We start from the raw sequence: 24817 nt of genomic DNA, 5'->3' as shown, positions 1-24817 counted from the left end.
TCTGTGCCCTGGCAGCCACGGAGATCCACTTGAACAACCGTCCATCCTGCCTGGCGTTCAATTGAGAACCCCAGACACCGCAAGCCGGGCAGCTACGCCACCAGTGGTTGTGCCGGAGACGCCGCCGCTAAGGCTCCAGCGGCCGTTATCCGCAGTACGGCGCAACGACACGCCAATCGCATTCTGGTTCTGGTAGTACCCATATCCTGCCGAGTAGGTAATCTTGCCCGCCACATACGGAGCGCTCTCCATCGACATGGCCGCCGCGACACCTGCATACGCCTTCTTGGCAACATCGTTGATATTGTTCTGCAGCTGCATGGCCAGCCCGCTAGCGTATTGGTTGGCTTGCTGCAGGCCGGTGTTGAGCTGGGAAACGTTGACCGCGTCGGTGGCGGCGGTGCCGGCTTCGACGTTATGTATCGCTACCGGTCCGCTGCCGCCGTTGCCCATCGTGACGCTGCTGTAGTTGGTTGAACCGTCGGTGTTGGTGTCGTAATGCACGCCCCCCGCCTGCACGGCCTGCAATTGACGCACGTTGACAGCGTCCGTCGCCTGCGTTCCGCCTGCGACATTGGTGATCTGGCGTTCGTTGCCGGCGCTGCCGACCGAGACCGCGCCTTGCGTCGACGACACCACCGTGTTGGAGAACGACTCCTTGGCGCCACCCAGGCCAGCGCGATCAGCCGTCGAACCGGCGCCGATTGCCACGCTGTTGTTCGCCGTTGCGCTCGCACCTGCACCCATGGCGACCGCATTCGCGCCGGAGGCGGTGGTGTTTTTGCCCGAGGCAATGGCATCGGCTCCGGTCGCTCCGTCATTGTTGACATTGCCGCCGCCACTGGAATTGACGCTGTAATACTTGGTCTGGGTAGACGCCACCACGTTAGACAGGTTGTTGATGGCGCTGTTGGTCGCGTACAGCTGGCTGCCGTTGATGGCGTCAGTACTGGTCGCGCTCAGCTGTCCCGCCGCGACGTTCTGGATCTGCCGCTCGTTTCCTGCCGAACCGACACTCACCGTCCCCACCGGTGCGCCGCCGGCAAAGGAATAGCTGGTTCCGCGGATGGTGGTGCCGGCCGTTGCCACGGCTGCGGTGGTGGCCGAAGCACTGCCGATCGCCACGCTGTTGCCGGTGCTGGCTACCGCGCCCTGGCCCAGCGCGGTGCTGTTGGCGGCGGTTGCCTGGGCGCCTTGGCCGAGTGCGGTGGTGTTAGCTTGGCTGGCCACCGATCCTTGGCCGGCGGCGGTCGAATTTTGGCCGGTTGCCACGGCATTGGTGCCCATGCCCAGCGAATTGCTGCCGGCCGCGCCGATAGAACCGGTAAACGCCTTGCCTTCGCTGGAAGCAATCGGGAACTGGTTGGCGTTGACAACGGTGGTCAGGTTATTGATTGCAGTGCCCAGGCCGTTTGCTACCGAATAGAGCTGGGAGCCGTTGATGGCGTCGGTTGAGCTTGCCGTGACCTGCCCCGCCGCGACGTTGGTGATCTGGCGTTCCGCTCCTACCGCCCCCACCGATACGGTGGAAGTCGGCGTAGTCCCGGCAAAGCCGCCATAGGTGGTGCCGTTGACCGTGGCGCTGGAAGTGGGATTCGCAGCCGCTGCCGCACTGCCGCTGCCCAGCACCACGGAACCGTCCAGCCCCGCGGGTACTGTCACATTGCTGCCGAACACGAAGGTATTGTTGGAAGCGATGTTATTGTTATTGCCCACGGAAAAGCTGCCGGTCCCGGTAATTATGGTCGGATCGCCGATCGCCACGCTGCTGGCGCCGCTGACTACATTGCCGGTGCCTATGCTGATGCTGTTGGCGCCGGATGCCTGCGCGCCCTGGCCGATAGCAATCGATGATCCACCCGAGGCTGCGGCGGAATTACCGATGGCGACATCGCTCGCCGCCGAAGCCGAGGACCCGACGCCGGCCGCCAGGGCATCCACTCCGGTGGCGCCGTTGTTATCGTAGTTTCCGCCTTGGGTGCCGCCGTCGTTGACGCTGTAGTAGTGGCTTTTGTTCGCAGCAATCGCCAGGTTGGTTGCGTTCAGCTGGCTGCCGTTCACCGCATCTGTGCTGTTCGCGTTCAACTGTCCGGCCGCCACATTGGTAATGGTGCGTTCCGCACCCGTCGCGCCCACGCTCACGGTTGAGCCCGGTGTCGTGCCGGCGAAGTTGTAGGTGGTGCCGGCGATGATGGCGCTGGCCGTGCCTACTGCCGCGTCCGTCTTCGATCCCGCACCCAGCGCCACGCTGCCTGCAAAGGCTGCCTGCGTCCCAGCACCCAATGCCATCGCCTGGATGCCGTTGGACGTGGCGTTGGTGCCAAGCGCCACGCCATCGGCAAGATTCACCGTGGCGTTCTGGCCGATCGCCGTGCCGCCCGGCGCTGTCTGCTGCACGATCGCACCATTGCCCATGCCGATGCCGTTGTCGCCGTTTACCGTGGTCTTGGGACCGACGGCGACGGACTCCGCACCAATCGCCGCCGAGTCGGTGGCGGCGGAATTAGCGTGGAAATACTTGATCGGCGTGACCGAGAACGAACTCATCGCCCCCTTCAACTGACGCAATGTCACCGCGTCCTGATCCGTCGTGCCGTCCGCCACATTGGTGATCTGGCGGAAGTCGGTGGCGTTGCCCACAGACACCGCACCGCGCAGAATGCGATCGGTGGTGTTGTACGGAATGACATTGGTACCGACGAGGATCGAACCCGAGGACGGCGCAATCGCGCGATCGGACACTGCGCCAGAACCCAGCGCCACGCCGCCCAGTATCGAGACGTTCGTGTTCAGACCAAGCGACGTGCTGTTGTCCGCCGACGCTACAGCACCCACGCCCGCCGCCAGCGCGTTGATGCCGGTAGCTCCGTTGTTGGTGTAGTTGCCGCCGTGTGTGCCGTTGTCGTTCACACTGTAGTAGTGCGTCGCGTTGGCGGTGACCGTGCTGCTGAGGTTGTCCACCGCCTGGTTGGTGGCGAACAACTGCGAGCCGTTGATCGCATCCGTGCTGCTGCCGCTGATGCGGCCCGCCGCCACATTGGTGATGGTGCGCTCGGCACCCGCCGCGCCCACGCTCACCGTGCTGGTCGGTGTGGTACCGACAAAGTTGTAGGTGGTGCCGGCGATAGTCGTACTGGGCGTGCCCACTGCCACTGCCGTCGTGCTGCCCGCGCCCAACGCCACATCGCCCGCGTTCGCGCCGGCGGTAGCGCCGTTGCCGATCGACACGGCATTGGTGGTGCCCGCAGTGGACACCGGACCGATCGCTACACTGTCGGTGCCGTTCGCCGCCGAATCGGCCAAGGTGGAGTTGGCGTGGAAATACTTGATGCCGCCGCCATTGTTGATATTGGTGATCGCGGTGGTGTTGGCCGTCACTTGCTGGTTGGTCGCAAACAGCTGCGAGCCGTTCACCGCGTCCGTGCTTGCGCCGCTCAGTTGACCGGCCGCCACATTGGTGACCTGGCGTTCGTTGCCAGCGCTGCCTACCGATACCACACCCGCCGGCGCACCGCCGGCGAAGGTATAAGCCGTACCGCCGATTGTCGCACCAGTGGTCGGCACTGCTGCCGTCGTCACCGTGCTGCCCTGGCCCAGCGCCACGTTGCTGCCGGTGGTGCCGGCTGCAATGCTGGCGCCCTGGCCCAATACCGTCGCATTGGCGTTGCCGTTATCGGTGGCCTGGTTGCCCAGCACCGTCGATGCCGCACCCGTCGCCGTCGCTCCGAAACCGCCGGCGCTGGCGTTAGCGCCGCTCGATACCGGTTGCACCGCCGTCACGCTGTTGTCTGACACGAATGGACCGGTCTTGCCGCTGGTAAGAGCGTATAGCTGCGAGCCGTTGACGGCATCGGTGCTGGTGGCATTCAATGCCGCCGGCGCCAGGTTGGTGATCGTTACCGGCGCGCCGGCGCCGGCACCGCCGGTCGCACCCAGGGTGATCTTGGTGCCGCCCACCGCATCGTACTTGACCGCGATATTGGCCGTGTTGTCGACATTGGTATTGAGCGCCGTCAACGCCCCCGCGACCGTGGTCTGCGCCGTCGGCCCGGTCACTGCACCGGTAGCGCTAACAGCGTTGATCGGCTGGCTGAAGCCGGCGATGTTGCCGGTCGCCGGATCATAGACAGCGCCGCCGCCCAGGGTGCTCGCCGTGGTCGTGCCCAAGTTATTGACGCCGGTGACGACCGAATTCAGCTGGGAACCGTTAATCGCATCGGTGCTGGTTGCTGAAATCACGCCTGCCGCCACGTTCTGGATCTGACGCTCAGTACCTACGGCACCCACAGAAACAACGCCGTTGGTCGAAGCTGCCGCTTCTACGCCGGCGGCGGTACCGCCAAATTGCGCTGTGGTGCCTGTGTGCGGCGCCGCGGTAGTCGAATGCGAACCTAAGGCGACATCGTTAGTGTTGTTGGCTACAGCGGTATCGCCCAGCGCCACTGCACCTGCCGCCGCCGCATTGCTGGCATTGCCCAACGCTACCGAACCCTGGCCGGTTGCCGTATTGGAGTTGCCGAGCGCCACAGCGCCTTGACCGTTGGAGGTATTGTTGGCGCCCATCGCTATCGCACCGGTGCCGATGGCCGAATTCGGGTCGCCAATCGCCACTGCACCGTCGCCGCTGGCGGTATTGCCAACGCCAATCGATACCGCCTTGCCGCCGGTTGCCGTAGCCGTCTGCCCAATGGCGATCGCTCCCGCCGAATTGGCAGTTGCTCCTGTACCCTGGGCGATAGAGTTGCCGCCCGTCGCCTTGGCGGCGTTGCCCAAGGCAATGTCGTTCGCCGTCGCCGGCGTACCGCTCACGCCAGCTACCGCGTTCAAGCCTTGCGCTATCGAACTGTTGCCGTATGCGTTCGCGACCGGGCCGACGGCAATGCTGTCGGTGCCAACTGCGTTACTGTCGGCCAACGTCGAATTGGCATGGAAATACTTGATGCCGCCACCGTTGTTGATGTTGGTGATCGCCGTGCTGTTCGCCGTCACCTGCTGGTTAGTCGCAAACAGCTGGCTGCCGTTCACTGCATCCGTGCTGGCGCCGCTCAACTGACCGGCCGCCACGTTGGTGATCTGACGGTCGTTGCCAGCGCTGCCTACCGATACCACGCCCGCCGGCGCACCGCCGGCGAAGGTATAAGCCGTGCCGCCGATTGTCGCACCGGTGGTCGGCACTGCTGCCGTCGTCACCGTGCTGCCCTGGCCCAGGGCGACATTGCTGCCGGTAATGCCGGCAGCAATGCTGGCGCCCTGGCCCAATACCGTCGCATTAGCGTTGCCGTTATCGGTGGCCCGGTTGCCCAGCACCGTCGATGCCGCGCCCGTCGCCGTCGCTCCGAAGCCGCCGGCGCTGGCATTGGCGCCGCTCGATACCGGCTGCACCGCTGTCACGCTGTTGTCCGAGACGAACGGGCCAGCCTTGCCGTTGGTGATGTTCGCTACATTCTGGTTGGTGCCGAACAGTTGCGAACCGTTCACTGCATCCGTGCTGGTCGCGTTCAACGCCGCAGGCGCCAGGTTGGTGATGGTTACCGGCGCACCGGCGCCCGTGCCGCCGGTCGCACCCAGGGTAATCTTGGTGCCGCCCACCGCATCGTACTTGACCGCGATATTGGCCGTGTTGTCGACATTGGTATTCAATGCCGTCAACGCTCCTGCGACCGTGGTCCGCGCCGTCGGCCCGGTGACTGCACCGGTAGCGCTAACACTATTGATCGGCTGGCTGAAGCCGGTGACATTGCCGGTCGCCGGATCATAAGCAGCGCCGCCGCCCAGGGTGCTGGCCGTGGTCGTGCCCAGGTTATTGACGCCGGTGACGACCGAATTCAGCTGTGAACCGTTAATCGCATCGGTGCTGGTTGCTGAAATCACGCCTGCCGCCACGTTCTGGATCTGACGCTCGGTACCCGCCGCACCGACCGACACCACGCCATTGGCAGCATTGGCAATGCCTGCCGCCGTGCCGCCAAACTGGGCGGTGACGCCCGTGTGCGGCGCCGCTGTGGTCGAGCCGGCTCCGAGCGCCACATCATTGGCGTTGTTAGCTTTTGAATTGGCGCCGATCGCCACGCCGTTGCCCAGCACCGCATTCGCCGTATCTCCGAGTGCAATGCCGCCGGCGGCCGCAGCGGTCGACGCGTTGCCCAAGGCGATAGAACCCTGTCCAATCGCGCTGTTGCTGTTGCCGATCGCGACGGCGCCATTGGCTGCAACAGTCCCGGCCGCATTGCCTGCCGCGATGTTGTTCGCTCCCATCGTGACGGCGCCCGTACCAAAAGACACATTCGGATCGCCGATTGCCACTGCGCCATTGCCATTGGCGACCTGCCCTTCACCCAAGGCTATCGCGCCGGTGCCGCCGGTTACCTGCGAATTATGGCCGCCGGCGATGGAGCCTGTGCCGGCTGCGGCGGCGACGGTACTGCTGTCGCCAAAGGCGATGGTAGAAGCCGCTTGCGCCTTCGATGCACGACCGATCGCTATGGCGTTGGCAGCCGACGCATTGGCTCCCAAACCCATGCCGATGGAATAGATGCCCGATGCGCTTACGTCCGTACCGATGCCGACGGCCGACTCGGCCGACGCACCAGTCCCGGCAGTGCGGGCGCCCAGGTAGACTGCGTTGAGGGCCGACGCATAGGCTTGCCAGCCGACGGCCGTCCCGTGGGTTCCTCCACTCACAAGCGAGCCCGAGCCGAGAGCAACGGCATTGTTGGAGTTGACGACCTTGGTCACATAACCAATGGCGATGCTGTTGACCGAGTTCGCATCCACCGAGCTGCTGTTGGCAAAAGCAACGCTATTGGTGCTGGCACTGACCGAAAGAGATCCCATGGCAAGGGCATTGGCACCGGAAGCCGTGACATCGGTGCCAATGCCAATCGCGCCACCCGCGGTCGCACCGGTGCCGGCAGCGCTACGCGCCCCCAGATAAATGGCATTGATAGAGTTGGTATAGGCTTGGAAACCCATGGCTATGCCGTTCTGGCCGGTGGAAAGAGAGTTGTAGCCCACGGCCAGCGCGCCCAGCACGTTGGCGTGCGCAAGCGATCCCAGCGCGGTGGCTCCAGTACCGCTGGCCGCGGACTGAAAACCCATGCACGACGCGGTGCTGTTATAGACGTTGTAAGGCGCCACGGAGCAATCCACCGCTTGCGCCTGCGCCAGCGAAGCCCATCCGAGCCAACCGGACGCCACCAGCGCGGCGAACACCGCCGGGCTCCGGCTGCCCAACAATGCGCGACGCCCGCCTTGTCCCGGTGCGCCGCCACGAGGGCAAGCGGCAATCTCCGAAGCGACCACGAACTGGTTCCGCGCGGGACTCCAGACCTTGCTGTGAATCTTGTTCATAACATCTCCTTGGTTTAGGGAATATGGGAAATAGCAACGGGCTCGACATGCTGGCGCGCAAAAGCTCTGGGCGCGGAGATCGGTATATTGAGCACATTTTTTACAAAAACTTGTCTTGCATCGGCTTGCTTATCGCGGTGAAGCACCGATGGTTTTTTTTCGACAGCCGTCCCCTGCCTCTGCTGAAAACCAACAGGGGCTCACGGAAAAACTGAACAATCTGTCTGAAAATGGGGCCGGCTAGCTATCGCTGCGACGATGAGATAAGCGGCTTAAAACCACGCGAGGGCGATTCAACCAGCGCCTGGTGGGGAGAAAAATCTGTCGTCAGAGCAGCGATTAAACGCAAAAGAATACGTTTTTTTGAAACAGTGATTAAAGAAATACATTGATCGTTCCCTCCTAGTTATCCCGATTTCGATACGTCAATCGGGTTGCAAGAATTTCACTGACGATGATGTTTTAACGCTGCCGCCGGACGAAACCGAAATGTTTTAGTTGTTGCGAATTGTTACCTTCAGTGTCTCCACCCATCATCCATAAAACGTCCATAACCCGAGAAAAATACGGAAATTCAGATGGCGTTTTAATATTTTTAACAATGCTTAACAATCTGTGTCGCAATTGCAGCCAGGAAACAACATTTGAACGAGGGTCATGCAGGATGAGCTTGATGGAAACTCTATTTTTCATCGATAACAGCGTGGCCGTTTTTTGCAGCTGCTATCGGTTTTTCACCAGGAGGGATTAATTGAGACGTATATGGCGCGTACATGACGCAAGCCGTCATCGATAGCCAGCCGCGGCTTGCAACGCATTAGGCAGAGCGATCTTTGCAAGTATCTGTTGCCGTTCTTCAAACGTTAACATGCTATACGCTACCTCTCGCACGAGCCTGTAACGAAACTGGAAATGGCCCGCTTCAGGCTTCTTCTCAATCAAGCCTGAAGCGACCAGCGTCTGGATCAATTGCTGGCATTTGCGGATACTGACCGATTCGATTTCGGCCAGGACATGCAGCCCGAACTGGAAACCTATGCATGAGGCATGGCACAGCACCTGGCGTATCTCCCCAAGCATGTCTATCCTCTCCATCAAAAGGTTGCGCAACGACTTTGGACAGGTGAAATGAACTTCAGGATTCGGATTCTGAAGCAGCTTTTCAAGGAATAGCGGAATGCCGTCGGCCATTTTAAGCAGGTGCGATTGCCATGTCGGCGAGGCTTCGAGAAACTGGGGAAACTGCAGCGCCATGCTGGTCGCCTCAGCCATGCCAAGCGGCTGCATATCCATCGAAACGCCGGGGCTCAGGGCTGGTCCTGGCATTTTTGGATGCTTCCGGCATGTCACTATCAAAAATATGCCCAAGGACCTTTCCCTCTCCCTGAGCCAGGCGATGAAATCGAGCGAAACTTTATCCGCCCATTGGATATCTTCAAACACCAGTACGGTAAGAGACCCTTTGTGATTTTTTTTCAGGCTGCCGACCAGCGAGGAAAACAGCTTTTCCCGTTCAAAGACCGGGTATCCGTGAATATTTTTTTCATGCGCATTCAGGACATTGGATAGCAGGCTTGATCCATTGTCATCTACGGAGACAGCTCCAGGAAGCACATTGGCTGATGCCGTCCCGATGCCCTCGCCGGATCCGGTGTTTTCCAAGGCTCCCCCAAGCGAGCGGACCAATGCAAGGATGGGATGCAACGGCGACAGCAGGTTTTCGATATGAAAACAAGCACAATGTGCATTGGCGAACTGTGTTCTTTTTGCAGCAAGGAATTCCTGTATCAAGCGCGACTTGCCAACTCCCGCTTCGCCGCTCAGCTGCACGCATATCCCGCCGTCGACGGTGGCCTTTGTCCACGCCATGTCCAGCGTCTCGAGTTCATTCGCGCGGCCCACGAAAGTACAGCGATGCGATGGCGCGACGTCGCGCATTGCGTTGCAGGGCTCGCGCAGCGCATGCACCTCGACTGCCTTATGCGGGGCGCCATCAAGGGACTTCATGTCAAACAGCGACGCAATTCCATGCCGGGTCTCTGCCGATGCAACCAGCGTCCCCATCGGCGCCGACTCTGCCAGGTTGCGCGCAATCGTGGTGCATTCCCCCAGTATGTCAGGCAAGGTATATCCCGGGCCTGTCATCATGATGTCGGCATGGACCGCGCTTCGGATCCCGACATGATGGAACTCTTCCGCAATGCATTGACGGATGGACAATCCGGCGGCCAGGGACCATTCGGTTATGAATTCGTTTGAAACCGGATAGCCGAAATAGGCGATGACGACAGAATTCGATTGCTGCCGGAAGGTGCCGCAATATTTCGACAGCAATTCGCGCAACCGCACGATGGCCGCCGTGCTCATGCGCAGCCATGCCTCCCGGTCACAATGGACAAGGGGAAACAACTCGACATAGAGGGTGGAAACCAATCGATATTCTCGCCTTGTCCCGGGTGCCGAAAATTTTCCCAAGACAGGATTTGATCTTGCTGCCTGCATTGCTGCCGGCGGTTGATATGCCGGTTTGTCGAAGAGCGAGGTGATTTCTTTGGGAGGAGAAGTTCCCAGGTGCTGCTGGGTCATGCTGCAGTAAGCATCGTATATATTGCGAGCCGCAACCTGGTTGCCCATCTCAAGGTGCATGTGCATGAGGCGGGAGTGCGCCAGTTCATTCAAGAAATCTGCCGAGATGAGCTGTCGGCACCGCCGTTCCATGACATCGAATTCGCCTGCATTCGAATGCAAAACGACGGCATGCTCAAGCAGCGAAACATTTTTCTGTTCGCAGCGCGCCCGCCTGAGCTGCAGCCAGTTGGCAAGCCTCTCGCCGGCTGGAAAAATCCCGTCCAGCAACGCCCCCCTGTAAAGTGCAAGTTGCCGATCGGTTAATTTTATGCAGTCGATCTTTTCCCAATTCTCGAATTCGTCCGCGTCGATCCAAAAGCGTTCTGTTGAAAGGCGGACAATGCTGCGATCTGCATAGAGCAGCGATTTGTCCAGTCTGGCCCGCGCAAACGCCTGCTGCAGATTGAACAGCGCCCGGCGCAGATTGGCCTTGGCATCGTGCTCGCCCAGCTCCGGCCACAACAAGTCGGCAAGTGATTCGCGCGTATGGGCGCGGGGTTCCAGTGCAAGATATGCCAGCAGCAAGGCAAGCTTGGTGTAGCCCAGTTTTATTTTTTGACTGGTTTCAGCGCTGTAGAATTCGAGCGTACCTAACAAATTCAAACGAGCGCTAAACATGTAGAGATTCTCCGCACAGGCGTTGCCGCGCCGGTGGAACGATTGCAGTTATTGAATACAAGTGCCTGACAGCAGCCTCTTCTAATAGCATTTTTCATGCCATGAAATCCATCGCGCGCGAAAACCATGACATCTGGCCCGCCCGGATTCCGGTGGGATCCGGCCCGGCATAAAGAGCCGAAGAGCCGCTTGCCGAGCCGTATTGCGGGCAGAGGCGCCATGCCGGCGCGACGGCAGGTTCGCGCTTTCCCGTGTCAGGGATTGGAAATTTTTGCCAAAGAAATGTGCAAGATAGAACGAATTGCCTCAGCCATTTCATTGCCGGAAAGTGCCGTTTTTTGGAAATTTCTGGCGAAATTTGTCTGACGCTTTAACTGCACGGAACAGCGGCGATTTTGCAGGCAGAAGATGGGGAGGGAAACCGGTGTGATCGCCAGACACTATGCCGAAATCCGAAATGCTCCACTTTGCCGCATAATCTGCACGCGGAGCCGGCCCGCGCTCAAGACCCGATCTTGCTTGCCGCATTGCGTGAGGATAAGCAGCATCGTCAGGACGGAGCGCAATCCGGCCATGTAAAGTTTAACCACCTCAGAGGCGTCCATTGTCGAAACTGCAAAACCTACAGAGGCAGCCTGACCGTATTACCGGCATCCTGGGAACGGCAATCGTGCTCGCGTTGCTCTACTTCGGGCGCGATGTCCTCATCCCGATCACGCTCGCCATCATCCTGAGCCTGCTCATCACGCCGTTTATCCATCGCCTGCGGCAGATCGGCATAGGACCAACCGTTTCGGTCTGCGTTGCGGTCGTGATGCTGGCGCTTGCGCTGGGGGCGGTCGGACTGGCGATTGGATCGCAGGTCGTGCGGATTGGCGCAAGCCTGCCGCAATACGCCGACACGATACGCAGCAAGGTAGCCGTGCTCGATCAGCTGACCCTTGGCAAACTGGGAGAACTGAACGGAGAGGCCGGGCGCTGGATCGAACATCTGTCCGACCGGCAGCGAGGCGCCAGTCCTGACGCGGCGGCGCCAGGCAGCAGCAAGTCGCCGATTGCCGTCGAAATACATGAGCCGCCGCAACAGCCGCTGCAATTGCTGACGCGGATCGTCTCTTCCGTATGGCCTCCGCTGGAAATGGCGGGCATTGTCTTCGTCGTGCTGATTTTTGTGCTGCTGGAACACGAGGCATTGCGCGACCGCTTTATCCGCCTGGCCGGCGGCAACGATTTGCGCGCCACGACGGTCGCGGTCAACGACGCCGGCGAGCGCCTGTCGCGCTTTTTTGTGTCGCAGTTCGCCGTCAACATCGGCGTTGGCGTGCTGGTCTGGCTGGGACTGAGCATCCTTGGCCTGTCCCAGGCGCTGCTGTGGGGCGCCATGGCGGCCATCCTGCGTTTCATTCCCTATGTCGGGGTATGGATTGCCGCATTCTGCGCCACCTTGCTGGCGGCCGCCATTTCGCCGGGCTGGTCGCTGGCCGTCATGACGCTCATCCTGTTTCTTGTCATCGAGGTCGTGTTCGCCCAGGTGGTGGAACCGAAACTGTACGGCCACACGACCGGGCTGTCGCCGCTGTCGGTCGTGATCGCCGCGATCTTCTGGAGCTGGATCTGGGGGCCTGTCGGGCTGGTGCTGTCGACGCCGCTGACCTTGTGCCTGGTGGTCGCCGGCCGCTATTTCAGGACGTTGAACATGTTCGAGATCTTGCTGGGAGAGATACCGGCGCTCACCTTGCCGCAGAATTTCTACCAGCGCGCACTGTCGGGCGATACCCAGGAAATCATCGCCAGCGCGCGCCGGATACTGAAAAGAAAATCGTTCGCCGCCTATTGCGACTCCGTGCTGGTGCCTGCATTGCACCTGGCGCGGGCCGACCTGGATGCGGATGCCATCAGCAAAGGCGAGCAGCTGAAGGTGGCCAGCGCTATCGCCGCCGTCATCGAAGCGCTAGGCGAAAATCCGAAATGGTGGCGGCAATATACCCGCGTCTCCATGCTGGACGACATCAACATCGGCCATCAGCTGCGGCGCCGGCGCGAGGCGGTGATCGGCAGCACGCAGGGCTCCTTCGATGTACCGGCCGGCACCGTCGTCCTGGGCATCGGCGCCGGTTCGCTTGGCGATGAACTGGCGGCCGAAATCCTGGTCCGGATCCTGCGCAAACAAGGCGTGGACGGCCGCCACCTGACGCTTGACGAGTTGCTGAGAGAGGCTCCTCCCCCCGGCGCCAATCCGGAAATCGTTTCGGCATTTTGCCTGGTCAGCCTCGAACCCATCAAGGAACAGGCACAGATCGAATCCGCCCTGGCTCACCTGACGACTCGCCTGCCGCACGTCAAGCAGCTGGTGCTGCTGATTGCCAACCCATTCGAACCGCCTCAGCTGCAAGACAATGAAATCGAGGGCGCGCACCACGTCACGCATTCGTTTGAAGAAGCAGTCCAGGACTGCCTGGGGACGCTGCAAGCCGGCGATAAGAATTAGATGTCATTAGCGGTCGCCTGGCTGGCTCGCGCTGTTTTTTGTGCAAGCGCCAGGCCTACCACATCAAGTCGTCCGGGATCTGGAAGGCCGCATACGGATCGTCTGCATCGATCTCCGTGCTGGCCTTGTTCACCCGCACGACGAGCGAAGCATCGCGCTCCGCGATCTTGTCGGCGATTATCCTCGGCACCAGTTCCCTGGCGTCGCCCTGGCAGATGATCACCAGGCGCCCTGCCACCAGGTGCGCCTGGACCGCGGCCGACACATACAACCGTTCGATCTTGTTGTTGTAGGTGAAATTGTAGGCAATGTCGCCGGCGCCTTTGCTTTGGCGATTCTTCTGCACCATCTGGACGATTTGCGCAGCGATCGCCTTTTCGGCGGCGGCGGCGTCGCGCTGGGCATTCAGTTCGCGCGCCCGCTCGGCATTCTTGCGTTGCGCTTCGAGTGCGGCCAGGCGTGTTTCATCGACGCTGGCCGTGCCGGTCCGGCGCTCGGCCTTCTTCTGCTTGTTCTTGTCCTGGTTGACCAGTTTGACTTTATTCTTGTCGACCAGGCCGGCTTTCAAAAATTGCTCCTGCAAAGAGGCCATATATGCTGCTCCCTAAATGGAATCTGCCGGCCCGGGCGGTGGCGCCGGCCGGCGGAAAGACGCTAGCATAGCAAATTTGTGAACGCTTCCAAATATCCCTTGACCTTCCCACAGGGGGAATGCTGAGAATGCACCATCGAGATTGATTTACCGGCCAGGCGCTGGAACATTACCATTGCTTGACAACAAATATCGCCGCTGCTTACTATAAATAAAGCAAAAACCCGAAGACAATGAAACTCTCCCGCCCATCCCGCCTGATCGCCGCGTTCATCGTGCTGGCCAGCATGCTGTTCATGCAGCTTGCCGTAGCGGGATACGCATGCCCGAGTTTCAGCATCGGACAGGCCGGCGAGCAGGTATCGATGCCGATGGATGGCGACCAGGCGATGGCCGGATGCGCCGGCGCCGACAAGGTCCAGCCCAGCCTCTGCCACGCCAATTACCAGGCCGGCAACCAGTCGCTGGACAAGCCGTCCATGCCGCATGTGCAGCCTTTCATGGCTGCCGCATTGACGCTGGTATTCCGGCATATCGAGGTTGCCGGCCATGCCGCCGATGCCCGGCCCAACTCCCTTCTCCTGGCGCGGACCACCGCGCCGCCGCTCTCCATACGCAACTGCTGTTTCCGCATTTAATCCCCCAGATCGCCTAGTCCGCCATCGCCGTGCCGCGTGCACGCCCGATGCTGTCTCTTGCTATCTGGAGGTTTCATGTCATCCCCTGCACTTTCTGCATTTGCCGCCCGCCATCCGGTGCGCAATGCGGTTCTTCGGTTTTCCGTAAGAACCGTTTTTGCCGCGCTGGCCGGGTCGCTTGTACTTGTCGCCAACGTCTACGCGGCCGAGCCGCCATTGACGCTGGCCGAAGCCCAGCGCCGCGCCGTAGAGCGCTCGCGCCAACTCGCCGCACAGGATTTCTCGGTTGCCGCGTCGCGCGACATGGCGGTTGCCGCCGGCCAGCTGCCCGATCCGGTATTGAAGGTCGGTATCGATAACCTGCCGGTCACCGGCCGCGACCGCGGCAGCCTCAACAACGATTTCATGACCATGCGCCGGGTCGGCGTCATGCAGGAAATCACGGGCGCCGACAAGCGCCGCCTGCGCTCCCAGCGCTTCGAGCTGGAAGCGCAAAAGGCCCTGGCCGAAAAGACCATGGCAACCGCCGCGATTGAACGCGATACCGCACTGGCCTGGCTCGACCGCTATTACGCGGACGCGATGGCGGCGGTCGTGGCCGAACAGGGTGAACAAGCCAGGCTCGAAATGCAATCGGCCGAAGGCGCCTATCGTGCCGGCCGCGGCAGCCAAGCGGATGTTTTTGCCGCTCAAAGCGCGCTGGCGGCATTTGACGACCGCGCCAGCGACATCCGGCGCCGCGTGCGCAACGCCAATACCATGCTGGCGCGCTGGATCGGCAATGCAGCCGATCTCGCTCTGGCCGAAAAACCTGCGACCGACACCATCCGGCTGGACCCGGCGACGCTCGATAGCGCGATCGCCCATCATCCGCAAATTGCCGTGCTGAGCAAGCAGGTCGCGGTGGCCGAGACGGACGCAAAACTGGCGAAGGCCAATGAAAAAGCCGATTGGACCGTGGAAATGACGTTCCAGCAGCGCAGTGCGGCGTTCTCCAACATGGTGTCGGTCGGCCTGTCGATCCCGCTGCAGTGGGACCGGAAGAATCGCCAGGATCGTGAGCTTTCCTCCAAGCTGGCGATGGTGGAGCAAGTCAAGGCCGAGCGCGAGGACATGCTGCGCGCCCATGTTGCGGAAACCCGCAGCATGCTCGATGAATGGCAAAACGGCCGCGAGCGTTATGCCCGCTACCAGGACGAACTGATCCCGCTGGCCAATCAGCGCACGCTGGCCGCGATCACGGCTTATCGCGGCGGCAAGGCGACCCTGGCCGACGTGCTGGCGGCACGCCGCAACGTGATCGACGTCCGCATCCAGGCCCTGCAGCTGGCGACCGAAACCGACCGCCTGTGGGCGCAACTCAATTTCCTGTTTCCGACCGGCGACCTGATGGCGCATGCGGGAATAGACAAGGACACCCAATGAAGAACAAGCAACCATTCCTCGCTGCCGTTATTGCCGTTCTCCTTGCGGGAACCGGTTATGGCCTGTATTGGGCCGGCATGAACCAGGGTAAAAAAATGGCGGCGCCCATGCCGGACGGGACATCATCCCAGGTAATCGGCGCAGCAAAAGCCGACGGCTCCGGCAAGAAAGTGCTGTATTGGCACGATCCGATGGCGCCGGGCCAGAAGTTCGACAAGCCGGGCAAATCGCCGTTCATGGATATGCAGCTGGTCCCGGTCTATGCCGACGATGGCGGCGATGCCGGCGACGACGGCAAAGTAAATATCAGCCCGCGCGTACAGCAGAATCTCGGCATCCGTACCGCCGAAGTCATCAGGGGCAACCTGGCGTCGGCAGTCGTGGCGGTAGGCAGCGTGGCATACAACGAACGCGATGTCGCCCTGGTGCAGGCGCGCAGCAATGGTTTCGTCGAGCGGCTGCATGTACGCGCGCCGCTCGATCCGGTGCGCAAAGGACAGCCGCTGGCCGAACTGTATGTGCCGGAGTGGGTGGCGGCACAGGAAGAGTACCTGTCGGTCCGGCGCATGCAGGGCAGCGGCATGGATAACCTGCTTGGCGGCGCGCGCCAGCGCATGCGCCTGGCCGGCATGACGGACGACCAGGTCCGGCTGGTGGAATCGAGCGGCAAGGTGCAGGCGCGCCTGACCATATTCGCGCCGATCGGCGGCGTGGTCTCGGAACTGGCCGTGCGTGAAGGCATGACCGTGATGGCAGGCGCTCCAATGTTCAAGATCAACGGCCTCGGCACGATCTGGGTCAATGCCGACGTGCCGGAGAGCCTGGCGGCGCAGGTACGGCCCGGAAACATGGTCGAAGCGCGCACGCCGGCGCTGCAAGGAACGGTATTCAAAGGCAGGGTCAGCGCGATCCTGCCGGATGTGGATCCCGCAACCCGCACGCTCAAGGCACGCATCGAACTGGCCAATCCGGCCGGCCGGCTGGTGCCGGGCATGTTTGCGACGATTGATTTTTCGTCGGTGGCGCGCAAGGATGTCTTGCTGGTGCCGACCGAAGCGGTGATCCAGACCGGCACCCGCAGTGTCGTCATGGTGGCGCAAGGCAACGGCAAGTTCATCCCGGCCGAGGTTGAAACCGGCAGCGAAACCAACGGCCAGACCGAAATCCGCAAAGGACTGGATGCCGGACAAAAGGTGGTCGTCTCCGGCCAGTTCCTGATCGATTCGGAAGCCAGCCTGACGGGCACGGAAACACGCATGGCGGGCATGGCCGCGCCGGCGCCCGACAAGGCCGCCGGGCCGGCGCACCGCGGCGAAGGCAGGGTCGAAAGCATCACCAGGGACGAGATCACCATCTCGCATGGACCAATCCCCAGCCTGCAATGGGGGGCGATGACGATGGGCTTCAAGCTGCCCGCCGCCGGCTTGCCAGGCAACATTGCGGTCGGCGGCAACGTCGTCTTCGAGATTCATCCTGTCAAGGATGGCGCGTTCGAGATCTCCACGATTGCGCCGGCGGCAGGCGCTGCGAAGGGAGCCGCGCAATGATCGCCAAGCTGATCCGCTGGTCCGTCGCCAACCGCTTCCTGGTGCTGCTGGCGACGCTGATGGTGACCTCCTGGGGCATCTGGTCGCTGGCGCGCACGCCGCTGGATGCGATTCCGGATTTATCGGATGTGCAAGTCATCATCCGCACCAGCTATCCCGGCCAGGCGCCGCAGATCGTCGAAAACCAGGTCACTTATCCGCTGACCACCACCATGCTGTCAGTGCCGGGGGCAAAGACAGTGCGCGGTTATTCGTTTTTCGGCGATTCCTTCGTCTACATCCTGTTTGAAGACGGCACCGATCCGTACTGGGCCCGCTCGCGGGTGCTGGAATACCTGAACCAGGTGCAATCGCGGCTGCCGCCGCAAGCGAAAACCGCGCTCGGTCCGGACGCGACCGGCGTCGGCTGGGTCTACGAATATGCGCTGGTCGACCGCAGCGGCAAGATGGATTTGTCGCAGCTGCGCGCCCTGCAGGACTGGTTCCTCAAGTACGAGCTGAAAGCGGTGCCGAATGTATCGGAAGTGGCCAGCATCGGCGGCATGGTGCGGCAGTACCAGATCGTGCTCGATCCGGACAAGATGCGCGCCTACAACATTCCGCAAGGCAGGATCATCGACGCCGTGCGGAAAGCCAACCAGGAGACCGGCGGTTCGGTGCTGGAGCTCGGCGAAGCCGAATACATGGTGCGCGCCTCGGGCTACCTGAAATCGCTGGACGATTTCCGCAAGATTCCGCTGATGACGACCGACACCGGGGTCTCGGTGCGGCTGGGCGACGTCGCCCGCATCCAGGTCGGCCCGGAAATGCGGCGCGGCATCGCCGAATTGAATGGCGAAGGCGAAGTTGCCGGCGGCGTGATCATCATGCGGTCCGGCAAAAACGCGCTGGAGACCATCGATGCGGTGAAGGTCAAGCTGGAGAAACTGAAGGCGAGCCTGCCGCCGGGGGTGGAAATCGTCACCACTTACGACCGTTCAAGCCTGATCAAGCGCGCCGTCGCCAACCTGAAAGAAAAGCTGGTCGAGGAATTCATCGTTGTCGCCGTGGTCTGCGCGCTCTTCCTGTTCCACCTGCGCTCGGCGCTGGTTGCCATCATCACGCTGCCGATCGGCATCCTGGTTGCCTTCATCGTCATGTACTACCAGGGAGTCAATGCCAATATCATGTCGCTGGGCGGGATTGCCATCGCTGTTGGCGCCATGGTCGACGCCGCCGTGGTGATGATCGAGAACGCCCACAAGCATATCGAAGCCTGGAACCACGCCCATCCTGGCGAAAAACTCGCAGGGGATGACCATTGGCGCGTCATCGGCAACGCCGCAGCCGAAGTAGGTCCGGCCTTGTTCTTCTCGCTGCTGATCATCGTGCTCTCGTTCATTCCAGTGTTCACGCTGGAGGCCCAGGAGGGACGCCTGTTTGCTCCCCTCGCCTTCACCAAGACCTATGCCATGGCGGCCGCCGCCGGCCTGGCGGTGACGCTGATCCCGGTCTTGATGGGCTACCTGATCCGGGGGCGGATTCCCGATGAACAGAGAAATCCGCTCAATCGCTTCCTGATCGCGCTGTACCGGCCCTTGCTTGATATCGTGCTGCGCTTCCCCAGGATGACCCTGCTGGCGGCAGCGTTGGTGGCGATGCTGACGGCCTGGCCCATGGCCCGGCTTGGCGGCGAATTCATGCCGCCGCTGGACGAAGGCGACCTGCTGTACATGCCGTCGGCTTTGCCCGGCTTATCGGCAGGCAAGGTGTCGCAATTGCTGCAGCAGACCGATCGCCTGATCAAGACCGTGCCGGAGGTGGAAAGCGTGTTCGGCAAGGCCGGCCGCGCCGAGAGCGCCACCGATCCGGCGCCGCTGGAAATGTTTGAAACCATGATCCAGTTCAAGCCGCGCGGCCAATGGCGGCCCGGCATGACGCCGGACAAGCTGGTGCAAGAGCTGGATCGCATCGTCAAGGTGCCCGGGCTGTCGAACATCTGGGTGCCGCCGATACGCAACCGGATCGACATGCTGGCCACCGGCATCAAAAGCCCGGTCGGCGTCAAGGTGGCCGGCGTCAGCCTGCAGGAAATCGACCGCATTACCGGCGACATAGAACGTGCCGTCAAGCAGGTTCCCGGCGTCTCGTCGGCCTTGGCCGAGCGCTTGAACGGCGGCCGCTATATCGATGTGCATATCGACCGCGATGCGGCGGCCCGCTACGGCTTGAATATCTCGGACGTGCAAAGTGTGGTGTCGGCCGCCATCGGCGGCGACAACATTGGCGAAACCGTCGAGGGATTGCAGCGCTTCCCGATCAATGTGCGTTACCCGCGCGAAGTGCGCGACTCGGTCGAGAAGCTGCGCCAGCTGCCGGTGCTGACCGAGCGCGGCGCCCAGATCCGGCTGGGCGATGTCGCCGCGATCCGCATCAACGACGGCCCGCCGATGCTGAAGAGCGAAAACGCGCGCCTGTCGGGCTGGGTCTATGTCGATATCCGCGATCGCGACCTGAGCTCGGCCGTGCACGACATGCAGCAAGCCGTGGCGAAGGAAGTCAAATTGCCGGCGGGTTATTCGGTTGCCTGGTCAGGGCAGTTCGAGTACCTGGAGCGCGCCACCGCCAAGCTCAAGATCGTGGTGCCGGCCACCTTGCTGATCATCTTCGTCCTGCTTTACCTGACCTTCAAGCGTTTCGACGAGGCGGCATTGATCATGGGTACGCTGCCGTTTGCGCTGGCCGGAGGCATCTGGCTGCTGTGGCTGCTCGATTACCACCTGTCGGTCGCCGGCGGCGTCGGTTTCATTGCGCTAGCCGGCGTATCGGCGGAGTTCGGCGTGATCATGCTGCTCTATCTCAAGCATGCCTGGGAAGAACGGCTGGCTGCCGGCAAGCACAGCGAAGCCGACCTGCTCGATGCGATCCGCGAAGGCGCGGTGCTGCGGGTGCGTCCGAAGGCGATGACGGTGGCGGTAATTATCGCCGGCCTGGTGCCGATCATGCTTGGCGCCGGCACCGGATCGGAAGTCATGCAGCGCATTGCGGCGCCGATGGTAGGCGGCATGATCACGGCACCGCTGCTGTCGATGTTTGTGGTGCCGGCGGTGTACCTGCTGCTGCGCCGGCGCCAGGTGCGCGCGGCCGGCTAGGCGCGGCCGGCGAGGACATAGATCGCAATCGCCATTGAAGCACAAGGAAGTCGCAGCAAACGCGTGTGCAAGCAGGCGCGGCGCCCATCCCTCCAATGTCTGGCAGACGGATGGGCGCAATCTGTTTCGAATTCAAATCATTCTCTCAACTTGAAAAGGAAACAAGCATGAAATCGATCGCAACCCTGTCCCTGGTCCTGGCGCTGTCCGCATCCGGAGCGGTCTTCGCGCAGGCTGGCAACATGAAAAACATGGACATGAAGGAGATGCCGATGGACAGCATGAATTCCGGCGCCATGACGAAGGCTGCCACTCACAAGGCCACCGGCGTGGTGAAGGCCGTCGACACCGCCAAAGGCACTGTGACGCTGGCTCACGGACCCGTCAAAAGTTTGAACTGGCCGGCCATGACAATGACCTTCGTTGTGAAGGACAAGACGTTCTTCGACCGGCTCGCCGTCGACAAGAAGGTGTCCATCGACTTCGCCAAGCAGGACACAGGCTATGTCGTGACCGCTGTGAAATAACGATTGCCTGGACGGACGCTTCCTGCATGCGCGTGTTGTCTTTCCAGGCACAAGCGCATGGAGGCGTCGAATCAAGTTCATCCAAGATAGCCCTTGACATCCATAACCGTTTGGTTATGATTAGTTCATGCGAGCTGCCAGTGTTCGCGGAAACAGAAATGCAATTCAATAGAAGAGGAATCGCAGTGCACGCCGAACCGACAGCCGTCCTGAAAACCTTGTCCGATCCAACCCGGCGTGCAATTTTCGAGCGCCTGAGCATGGGAGGTGAAATGACGGTGCATGCCTTGACCGATCCGTCGGGGGTATCGCAACCCGCCATTTCGAAGCACCTCGGGGCGCTCAAGCTGGCCGGCCTGGTGCGCGGCCGGCGTGATGGACGCGAGACGTATTACAGCGTCGAACCGAAAGCACTGGCGCCGCTGATCGACTGGATCAGTTTTTATTCGACCTTTTGGAATAACCGATTTGACCGTTTGGAAACCCTATTGAAAAGGATGGACCAATGACGCAAGCTGACGATACCAAAACCCTGGTTGTAGAGCGTGAATTGCCGCACCCCGCCGAGAAGATCTGGCGCGCTTTGACGCAAGCCCCCTTGATCGAGGAATGGCTGATGAAGAACGATTTCAAGCCTGTTGTCGGCCACCGTTTCGACCTGCGCGCCGACTGGGGCGTTGTCGATTGCCAGGTGCTGGCGGTCGAGCTGAACCAGACGCTGTCTTACGCATGGGAAGCCCTTGGCCTCAAGAGTGTCGTCACCTGGACTCTCACTCCCAGCGGCGGCGGGACCCGCCTGCGCATGGAGCAGTCGGGCTTCCGGCCGGACCAGGAACAGGCTTACCAGGGCGCCAAGTACGGCTGGCAGAAGTTCTTTACGGCCCTGGAGTCGGTCGTCGCCAAGCTGGACTAGCGCAATACTGTCTTGCACATCCAATATATCTGGAACTTCTAGGGTAAGAACATGAAAAAACCGGACGCGAGCCAAGGCCAGTCGGCATCGGAGCTCATCTCGCAAAGAATCGCCGAACTCGGAGACTGGCGCGGGGACATCCTCGGCCGGATGCGCAAGCTGGTCAAGGAAACAGACCCGGAAGTGGTCGAGGAATGGAAGTGGATGGGCACGCCGGTCTGGTCGCACGACGGCATCATCTGCACCGGCGAATCCTACAAGGATAAAATCAAGCTTACCTTCGCCAAGGGCGCGTCCCTGGACGATCCGGCCGGTCTCTTCAATTCCAGCCTCGACGGCAACACACGGCGCGCGATCGACATCCTCGAAGGAGAAGAAATCGACGAGCCTGCCTTCAAGGCTCTCGTCCGCCAGGCGATCGCCCTCAACAGCGCCGGCAAGTCGAAACCCTCCAAGAAAGCCAAGCCTTAGGGAATTCCTTCCCCGAACAGGTCTGGCGCCGCGGCGGCTGCCTCACTCCGCCGGCTGCGGCCGGCCATCGCGTTGCGGATCGCCTTCTACCTGAGGCGATCCGCGGCCGCTTTGCATAGTTGCTGGCAGGCTACGCCTTCACAAGAAAAATGCTAGGATTTTGTGTTGCAGCAAGCAGGGGAAGCCACATTGGGCGCAAGGTTGTTGCCCATCCTTGACCTGCAAGCGACAGGGTATTCCGTAGTTCGCAACCGACACAATCCAACCTTCACAAGAAAGCCAATCAATGGACCACACTTCATTCCCGTTGCGTCACCTGCTGTCCGGCACCGCACTCGCCGTCTCCCTGGCGCTGGGCGCCGGCGCCATCCCAACAGCGGCGTTCGCTGCCGCGCCGCAGGTCAAGACCCAGGCCCCAGGTTTCTACCGCGTGATGCTCGGCGATTTCGAGGTCACCGCACTGAGCGACGGCACCGTCGACCTGCCGGTCGACAAGCTGCTGGACGAACCCGCCGCCAAGACCACGGCAGCGCTGCGCAAATCCTTCCTGGATGTGCCCGCCGAGACCTCGGTCAACGGTTTTCTCATCAACACCGGCACGAAACTGGTGCTGATCGATACCGGCGCCGGCACGCTGTTCGGCCCGACGCTGGGTAAGCTGACCGCAAGCCTGCAAGCGGCGGGCTACAAGCCTGAACAGGTTGATGACATCTTCCTCACGCACATGCATCCTGACCACCTCGGCGGCCTGGTCGCAAACGGTGCACTGGCGTTCCCCAACGCCACCGTCCACGCCGACAAGCGCGATGCCGACTTCTGGCTGTCCAAGGCAAAACTGGAGCAAGCGAGCGCCGACTCGAAGGGCTCCTTCCAGGGCGCAGTGGCGTCGCTCAACCCGTACATCGCGGCAGGCAAATTCCAGCCGTTCGATGGCAGCGGCGAGATCGTGCCGGGCGTCAAGGCTTGGTCGAGCTACGGCCACACTGCGGGCCACACCAGCTATGTCGTCGAAAGCAAGGGCCAAAAACTGATCGTGACCGGCGACCTGATCCACGTTGGCGCCGTGCAGTTCGCGGACCCTGCGGTCACGATTGAATTCGACACGGACAAGAAAACCGCCGCCGTGGCGCGCGCCAAGGTCTTCACTGCGGCGGCAAAAGAAGGTGCGCTGATCGGCGCGGCCCACATCTCGTTTCCGGGCCTTGGACATTTGCGCGCGGCCGGCAAGTCGTGGCAGTGGATCCCGGTCAACTACACGACCGAGCTGAAATAACGCCGCCGGAATGCATGCCAGGCGCCTGGCATGCATTCCGGGTTCAATCGCAGGGAACTGCCAGCTTCTGTTTCAGGTACGGCGCAATATTCCGCATCGCACGCGATACATACTCTTCTTTCTCTCCCACCGGGGCGACATAGTGCAGCGCACTTTCCGCCGCCTCGACACCTTCCAGCCGGGCAATTATCCAGGCGGCGAGATAAGGCGACGCCAGGCATCCGCCTGCGGTAGCGACGTTATCCCGCGCAAAGAACGGCTGGTTCAGCACCTCGACGCCGGCTTCCTGGACCCAGGGTCTGGTCGTCAGGTCGGTGCAGGCCGGGACACTATCCAGCAGACCGAGCTTGGCCAGCACCAGCGTGCCGGAGCATTGCGCCGCCAGCAATTGCCGCGACGGATCGAGCTGCAGCTGCGCCATCAACGCCGCGTCGGCGACGATTTCCCGTGTCAACATGCCGCTGCCGACGATGACCGCATCGGCAGTGCTTGCCTCGCCAAGGGAGACATGTGATTCGATGACCACGCCATTCATCGACTTGACGCGTGGCGTAGGACTGGCAATCGACACGCGCCAGTCCGGCTTCTTGATGCGATTGAGGACACCGAGTGCAATCAAGGAATCGAGTTCGTTGAAGCCTTCGAAGGTAAGGATAGCGATGTGCATGGCGTCGTCTTCCGCTGCAGATGAGGTTGAGAAATCAGTATTGTTTGTAAGGGAGGAATTTGCCACTCATGAGGATGCGCACGCGGTCGCCGTTAGGATCGTTCTCGCGCTGCAGGTCCATCTTGAAATCGATGGCGCTCATGATGCCGTCGCCAAATTCTTCGTGGATCAGCGCCTTGAATGTACTTCCGTACACATTGACCAGCTCGTAGAAACGATAGATCAGCGGATCGGTCGGGACTGACGTCGGCAACGAGCCTTTGTACGGCGTAACGGTCAGCCACTTGGCCTCTTCCGCGGTCAGGCTGAAAATTTCCGCGAGGACGCCCGCCTGTTCCGCGCTCAGCGTCATTTGCCCCAGGCACGCAGCGGTGACCCATTCCTTGCTAAGCCCGACCTTGGCCGCGACTTCCGACCACTTGATGCCCGAGGACACTTTGGCGGCAATGATTTTTTCGGTAACTTCGAGGCGGTCCATAAAAGCTCCTTCAAGGAATGCTGGGTCGGGATTGGGGTAGGGTTAAACATGCTGCCGTCTGCTTGCGTGAA

General features: G+C 61.3%; 15 protein-coding genes. 10 read left to right on the top strand and 5 right to left on the bottom strand.

Features of this window, described 5'->3' with window-relative positions; translation table 11 throughout:
• Positions 1 to 57 precede the first annotated feature (57 nt).
• Entirely contained in the window at positions 58 to 7350 is a 7293-nt protein-coding gene (locus tag V8G57_RS22325; RefSeq protein ID WP_342831272.1) for an ESPR-type extended signal peptide-containing protein, read from the bottom strand.
• Between the two features lie 786 nt (positions 7351 to 8136).
• A complete protein-coding gene (locus tag V8G57_RS22320; RefSeq protein ID WP_342831270.1) occupies positions 8137 to 10596 on the bottom strand; it encodes an ATP-binding protein in 2460 nt (819 codons plus the stop codon).
• A 604-nt stretch (positions 10597 to 11200) separates the two neighbouring features.
• On the opposite strand from V8G57_RS22320, the gene V8G57_RS22315 reads away from it, so the two are divergent.
• The gene (locus V8G57_RS22315) at positions 11201 to 13084 is read left to right on the top strand and encodes an AI-2E family transporter (protein WP_342831268.1); all 1884 of its coding nucleotides are present in this window, start codon (positions 11201 to 11203) and stop codon (positions 13082 to 13084) included.
• Between the two features lie 55 nt (positions 13085 to 13139).
• Here the strand turns inward: V8G57_RS22315 and V8G57_RS22310 are convergent, their stop codons facing one another.
• A complete protein-coding gene (locus V8G57_RS22310) occupies positions 13140 to 13676 on the bottom strand; it encodes a DUF2058 domain-containing protein (protein WP_092397867.1) in 537 nt (178 codons plus the stop codon).
• A 233-nt stretch (positions 13677 to 13909) separates the two neighbouring features.
• Between V8G57_RS22310 and V8G57_RS22305 the strand changes: the two genes are divergently transcribed.
• The 9 genes from V8G57_RS22305 (at position 13910) to V8G57_RS22265 (ending at position 23601) form a co-directional block, all read left to right on the top strand.
• Entirely contained in the window at positions 13910 to 14314 is a 405-nt protein-coding gene (locus V8G57_RS22305) for a hypothetical protein (RefSeq protein ID WP_342831266.1), read from the top strand.
• A 75-nt stretch (positions 14315 to 14389) separates the two neighbouring features.
• Positions 14390 to 15739 carry a TolC family protein gene (locus V8G57_RS22300; protein ID WP_342831264.1) on the top strand — a complete coding sequence of 450 codons (1350 nt, stop codon included), beginning with the start codon at positions 14390 to 14392 and terminating at the stop codon, positions 15737 to 15739.
• The gene (locus V8G57_RS22295; RefSeq protein WP_342831263.1) at positions 15736 to 17286 is read left to right on the top strand and encodes an efflux RND transporter periplasmic adaptor subunit; all 1551 of its coding nucleotides are present in this window, start codon (positions 15736 to 15738) and stop codon (positions 17284 to 17286) included. The genes V8G57_RS22300 and V8G57_RS22295 overlap by 4 nt, the downstream gene beginning before the upstream one ends.
• A complete protein-coding gene (locus V8G57_RS22290; RefSeq protein WP_342831261.1) occupies positions 17283 to 20417 on the top strand; it encodes an efflux RND transporter permease subunit in 3135 nt (1044 codons plus the stop codon). Before V8G57_RS22295 ends, V8G57_RS22290 begins: the two co-directional genes overlap by 4 nt.
• A 167-nt stretch (positions 20418 to 20584) precedes the next feature.
• Positions 20585 to 20944 (top strand): copper-binding protein, encoded by a 360-nt coding sequence (locus V8G57_RS22285; RefSeq protein WP_342831260.1) that lies wholly within the window; start codon positions 20585 to 20587, stop codon positions 20942 to 20944.
• A gap of 158 nt (positions 20945 to 21102) precedes the next feature.
• Positions 21103 to 21453, top strand: a complete 351-nt coding sequence (locus V8G57_RS22280) for an ArsR/SmtB family transcription factor (RefSeq protein WP_092397859.1) — start codon at positions 21103 to 21105, stop codon at positions 21451 to 21453.
• Entirely contained in the window at positions 21450 to 21857 is a 408-nt protein-coding gene (locus tag V8G57_RS22275; protein WP_092397857.1) for an SRPBCC family protein, read from the top strand. The genes V8G57_RS22280 and V8G57_RS22275 overlap by 4 nt, the downstream gene beginning before the upstream one ends.
• A gap of 51 nt (positions 21858 to 21908) precedes the next feature.
• Positions 21909 to 22328, top strand: a complete 420-nt coding sequence (locus V8G57_RS22270; protein ID WP_342831259.1) for a DUF1801 domain-containing protein — start codon at positions 21909 to 21911, stop codon at positions 22326 to 22328.
• A 286-nt stretch (positions 22329 to 22614) separates the two neighbouring features.
• Positions 22615 to 23601: an MBL fold metallo-hydrolase gene (locus V8G57_RS22265; RefSeq protein ID WP_342831257.1), complete on the top strand. Its 987-nt coding sequence runs from the start codon at positions 22615 to 22617 to the stop codon at positions 23599 to 23601.
• 43 nt (positions 23602 to 23644) lie between these two features.
• Here V8G57_RS22265 and V8G57_RS22260 read toward each other — a convergent pair whose 3' ends face one another.
• Positions 23645 to 24268 (bottom strand): DJ-1/PfpI family protein, encoded by a 624-nt coding sequence (locus tag V8G57_RS22260; RefSeq protein WP_092397851.1) that lies wholly within the window; start codon positions 24266 to 24268, stop codon positions 23645 to 23647.
• Positions 24269 to 24302: 34 nt separating this feature from the next.
• Positions 24303 to 24746 carry a cyanase gene (gene cynS / locus V8G57_RS22255; protein WP_092397849.1) on the bottom strand — a complete coding sequence of 148 codons (444 nt, stop codon included), beginning with the start codon at positions 24744 to 24746 and terminating at the stop codon, positions 24303 to 24305.
• Positions 24747 to 24817: the final 71 nt, after the last annotated feature.

It is taken from the genome of Collimonas rhizosphaerae (assembly GCF_038896935.1).
Classification (GTDB): Bacteria; Pseudomonadota; Gammaproteobacteria; order Burkholderiales; family Burkholderiaceae_D; genus Collimonas; species Collimonas rhizosphaerae.
This window is presented reverse-complemented; position numbering and strand designations above follow the sequence as displayed.

What these genes read in the sequence shown, in the direction of transcription:
- V8G57_RS22285 (WP_342831260.1), top strand. Translation starts at nt 20,585, where the DNA reads ATGAAATCGATCGCAACCCTGTCCCTGGTCCTGGCGCTGTCCGCATCC.
- V8G57_RS22320 (WP_342831270.1), bottom strand. Translation starts at nt 10,596, where the DNA reads ATGTTTAGCGCTCGTTTGAATTTGTTAGGTACGCTCGAATTCTACAGC.
- V8G57_RS22300 (WP_342831264.1), top strand. Translation starts at nt 14,390, where the DNA reads ATGTCATCCCCTGCACTTTCTGCATTTGCCGCCCGCCATCCGGTGCGC.
- V8G57_RS22310 (WP_092397867.1), bottom strand. Translation starts at nt 13,676, where the DNA reads ATGGCCTCTTTGCAGGAGCAATTTTTGAAAGCCGGCCTGGTCGACAAG.
- V8G57_RS22260 (WP_092397851.1), bottom strand. Translation starts at nt 24,268, where the DNA reads ATGCACATCGCTATCCTTACCTTCGAAGGCTTCAACGAACTCGATTCC.
- V8G57_RS22305 (WP_342831266.1), top strand. Translation starts at nt 13,910, where the DNA reads ATGAAACTCTCCCGCCCATCCCGCCTGATCGCCGCGTTCATCGTGCTG.
- V8G57_RS22275 (WP_092397857.1), top strand. Translation starts at nt 21,450, where the DNA reads ATGACGCAAGCTGACGATACCAAAACCCTGGTTGTAGAGCGTGAATTG.
- cynS (WP_092397849.1), bottom strand. Translation starts at nt 24,746, where the DNA reads ATGGACCGCCTCGAAGTTACCGAAAAAATCATTGCCGCCAAAGTGTCC.
- V8G57_RS22325 (WP_342831272.1), bottom strand. Translation starts at nt 7,350, where the DNA reads ATGAACAAGATTCACAGCAAGGTCTGGAGTCCCGCGCGGAACCAGTTC.
- V8G57_RS22280 (WP_092397859.1), top strand. Translation starts at nt 21,103, where the DNA reads ATGCAATTCAATAGAAGAGGAATCGCAGTGCACGCCGAACCGACAGCC.
- V8G57_RS22270 (WP_342831259.1), top strand. Translation starts at nt 21,909, where the DNA reads ATGAAAAAACCGGACGCGAGCCAAGGCCAGTCGGCATCGGAGCTCATC.
- V8G57_RS22265 (WP_342831257.1), top strand. Translation starts at nt 22,615, where the DNA reads ATGGACCACACTTCATTCCCGTTGCGTCACCTGCTGTCCGGCACCGCA.
- V8G57_RS22290 (WP_342831261.1), top strand. Translation starts at nt 17,283, where the DNA reads ATGATCGCCAAGCTGATCCGCTGGTCCGTCGCCAACCGCTTCCTGGTG.
- V8G57_RS22295 (WP_342831263.1), top strand. Translation starts at nt 15,736, where the DNA reads ATGAAGAACAAGCAACCATTCCTCGCTGCCGTTATTGCCGTTCTCCTT.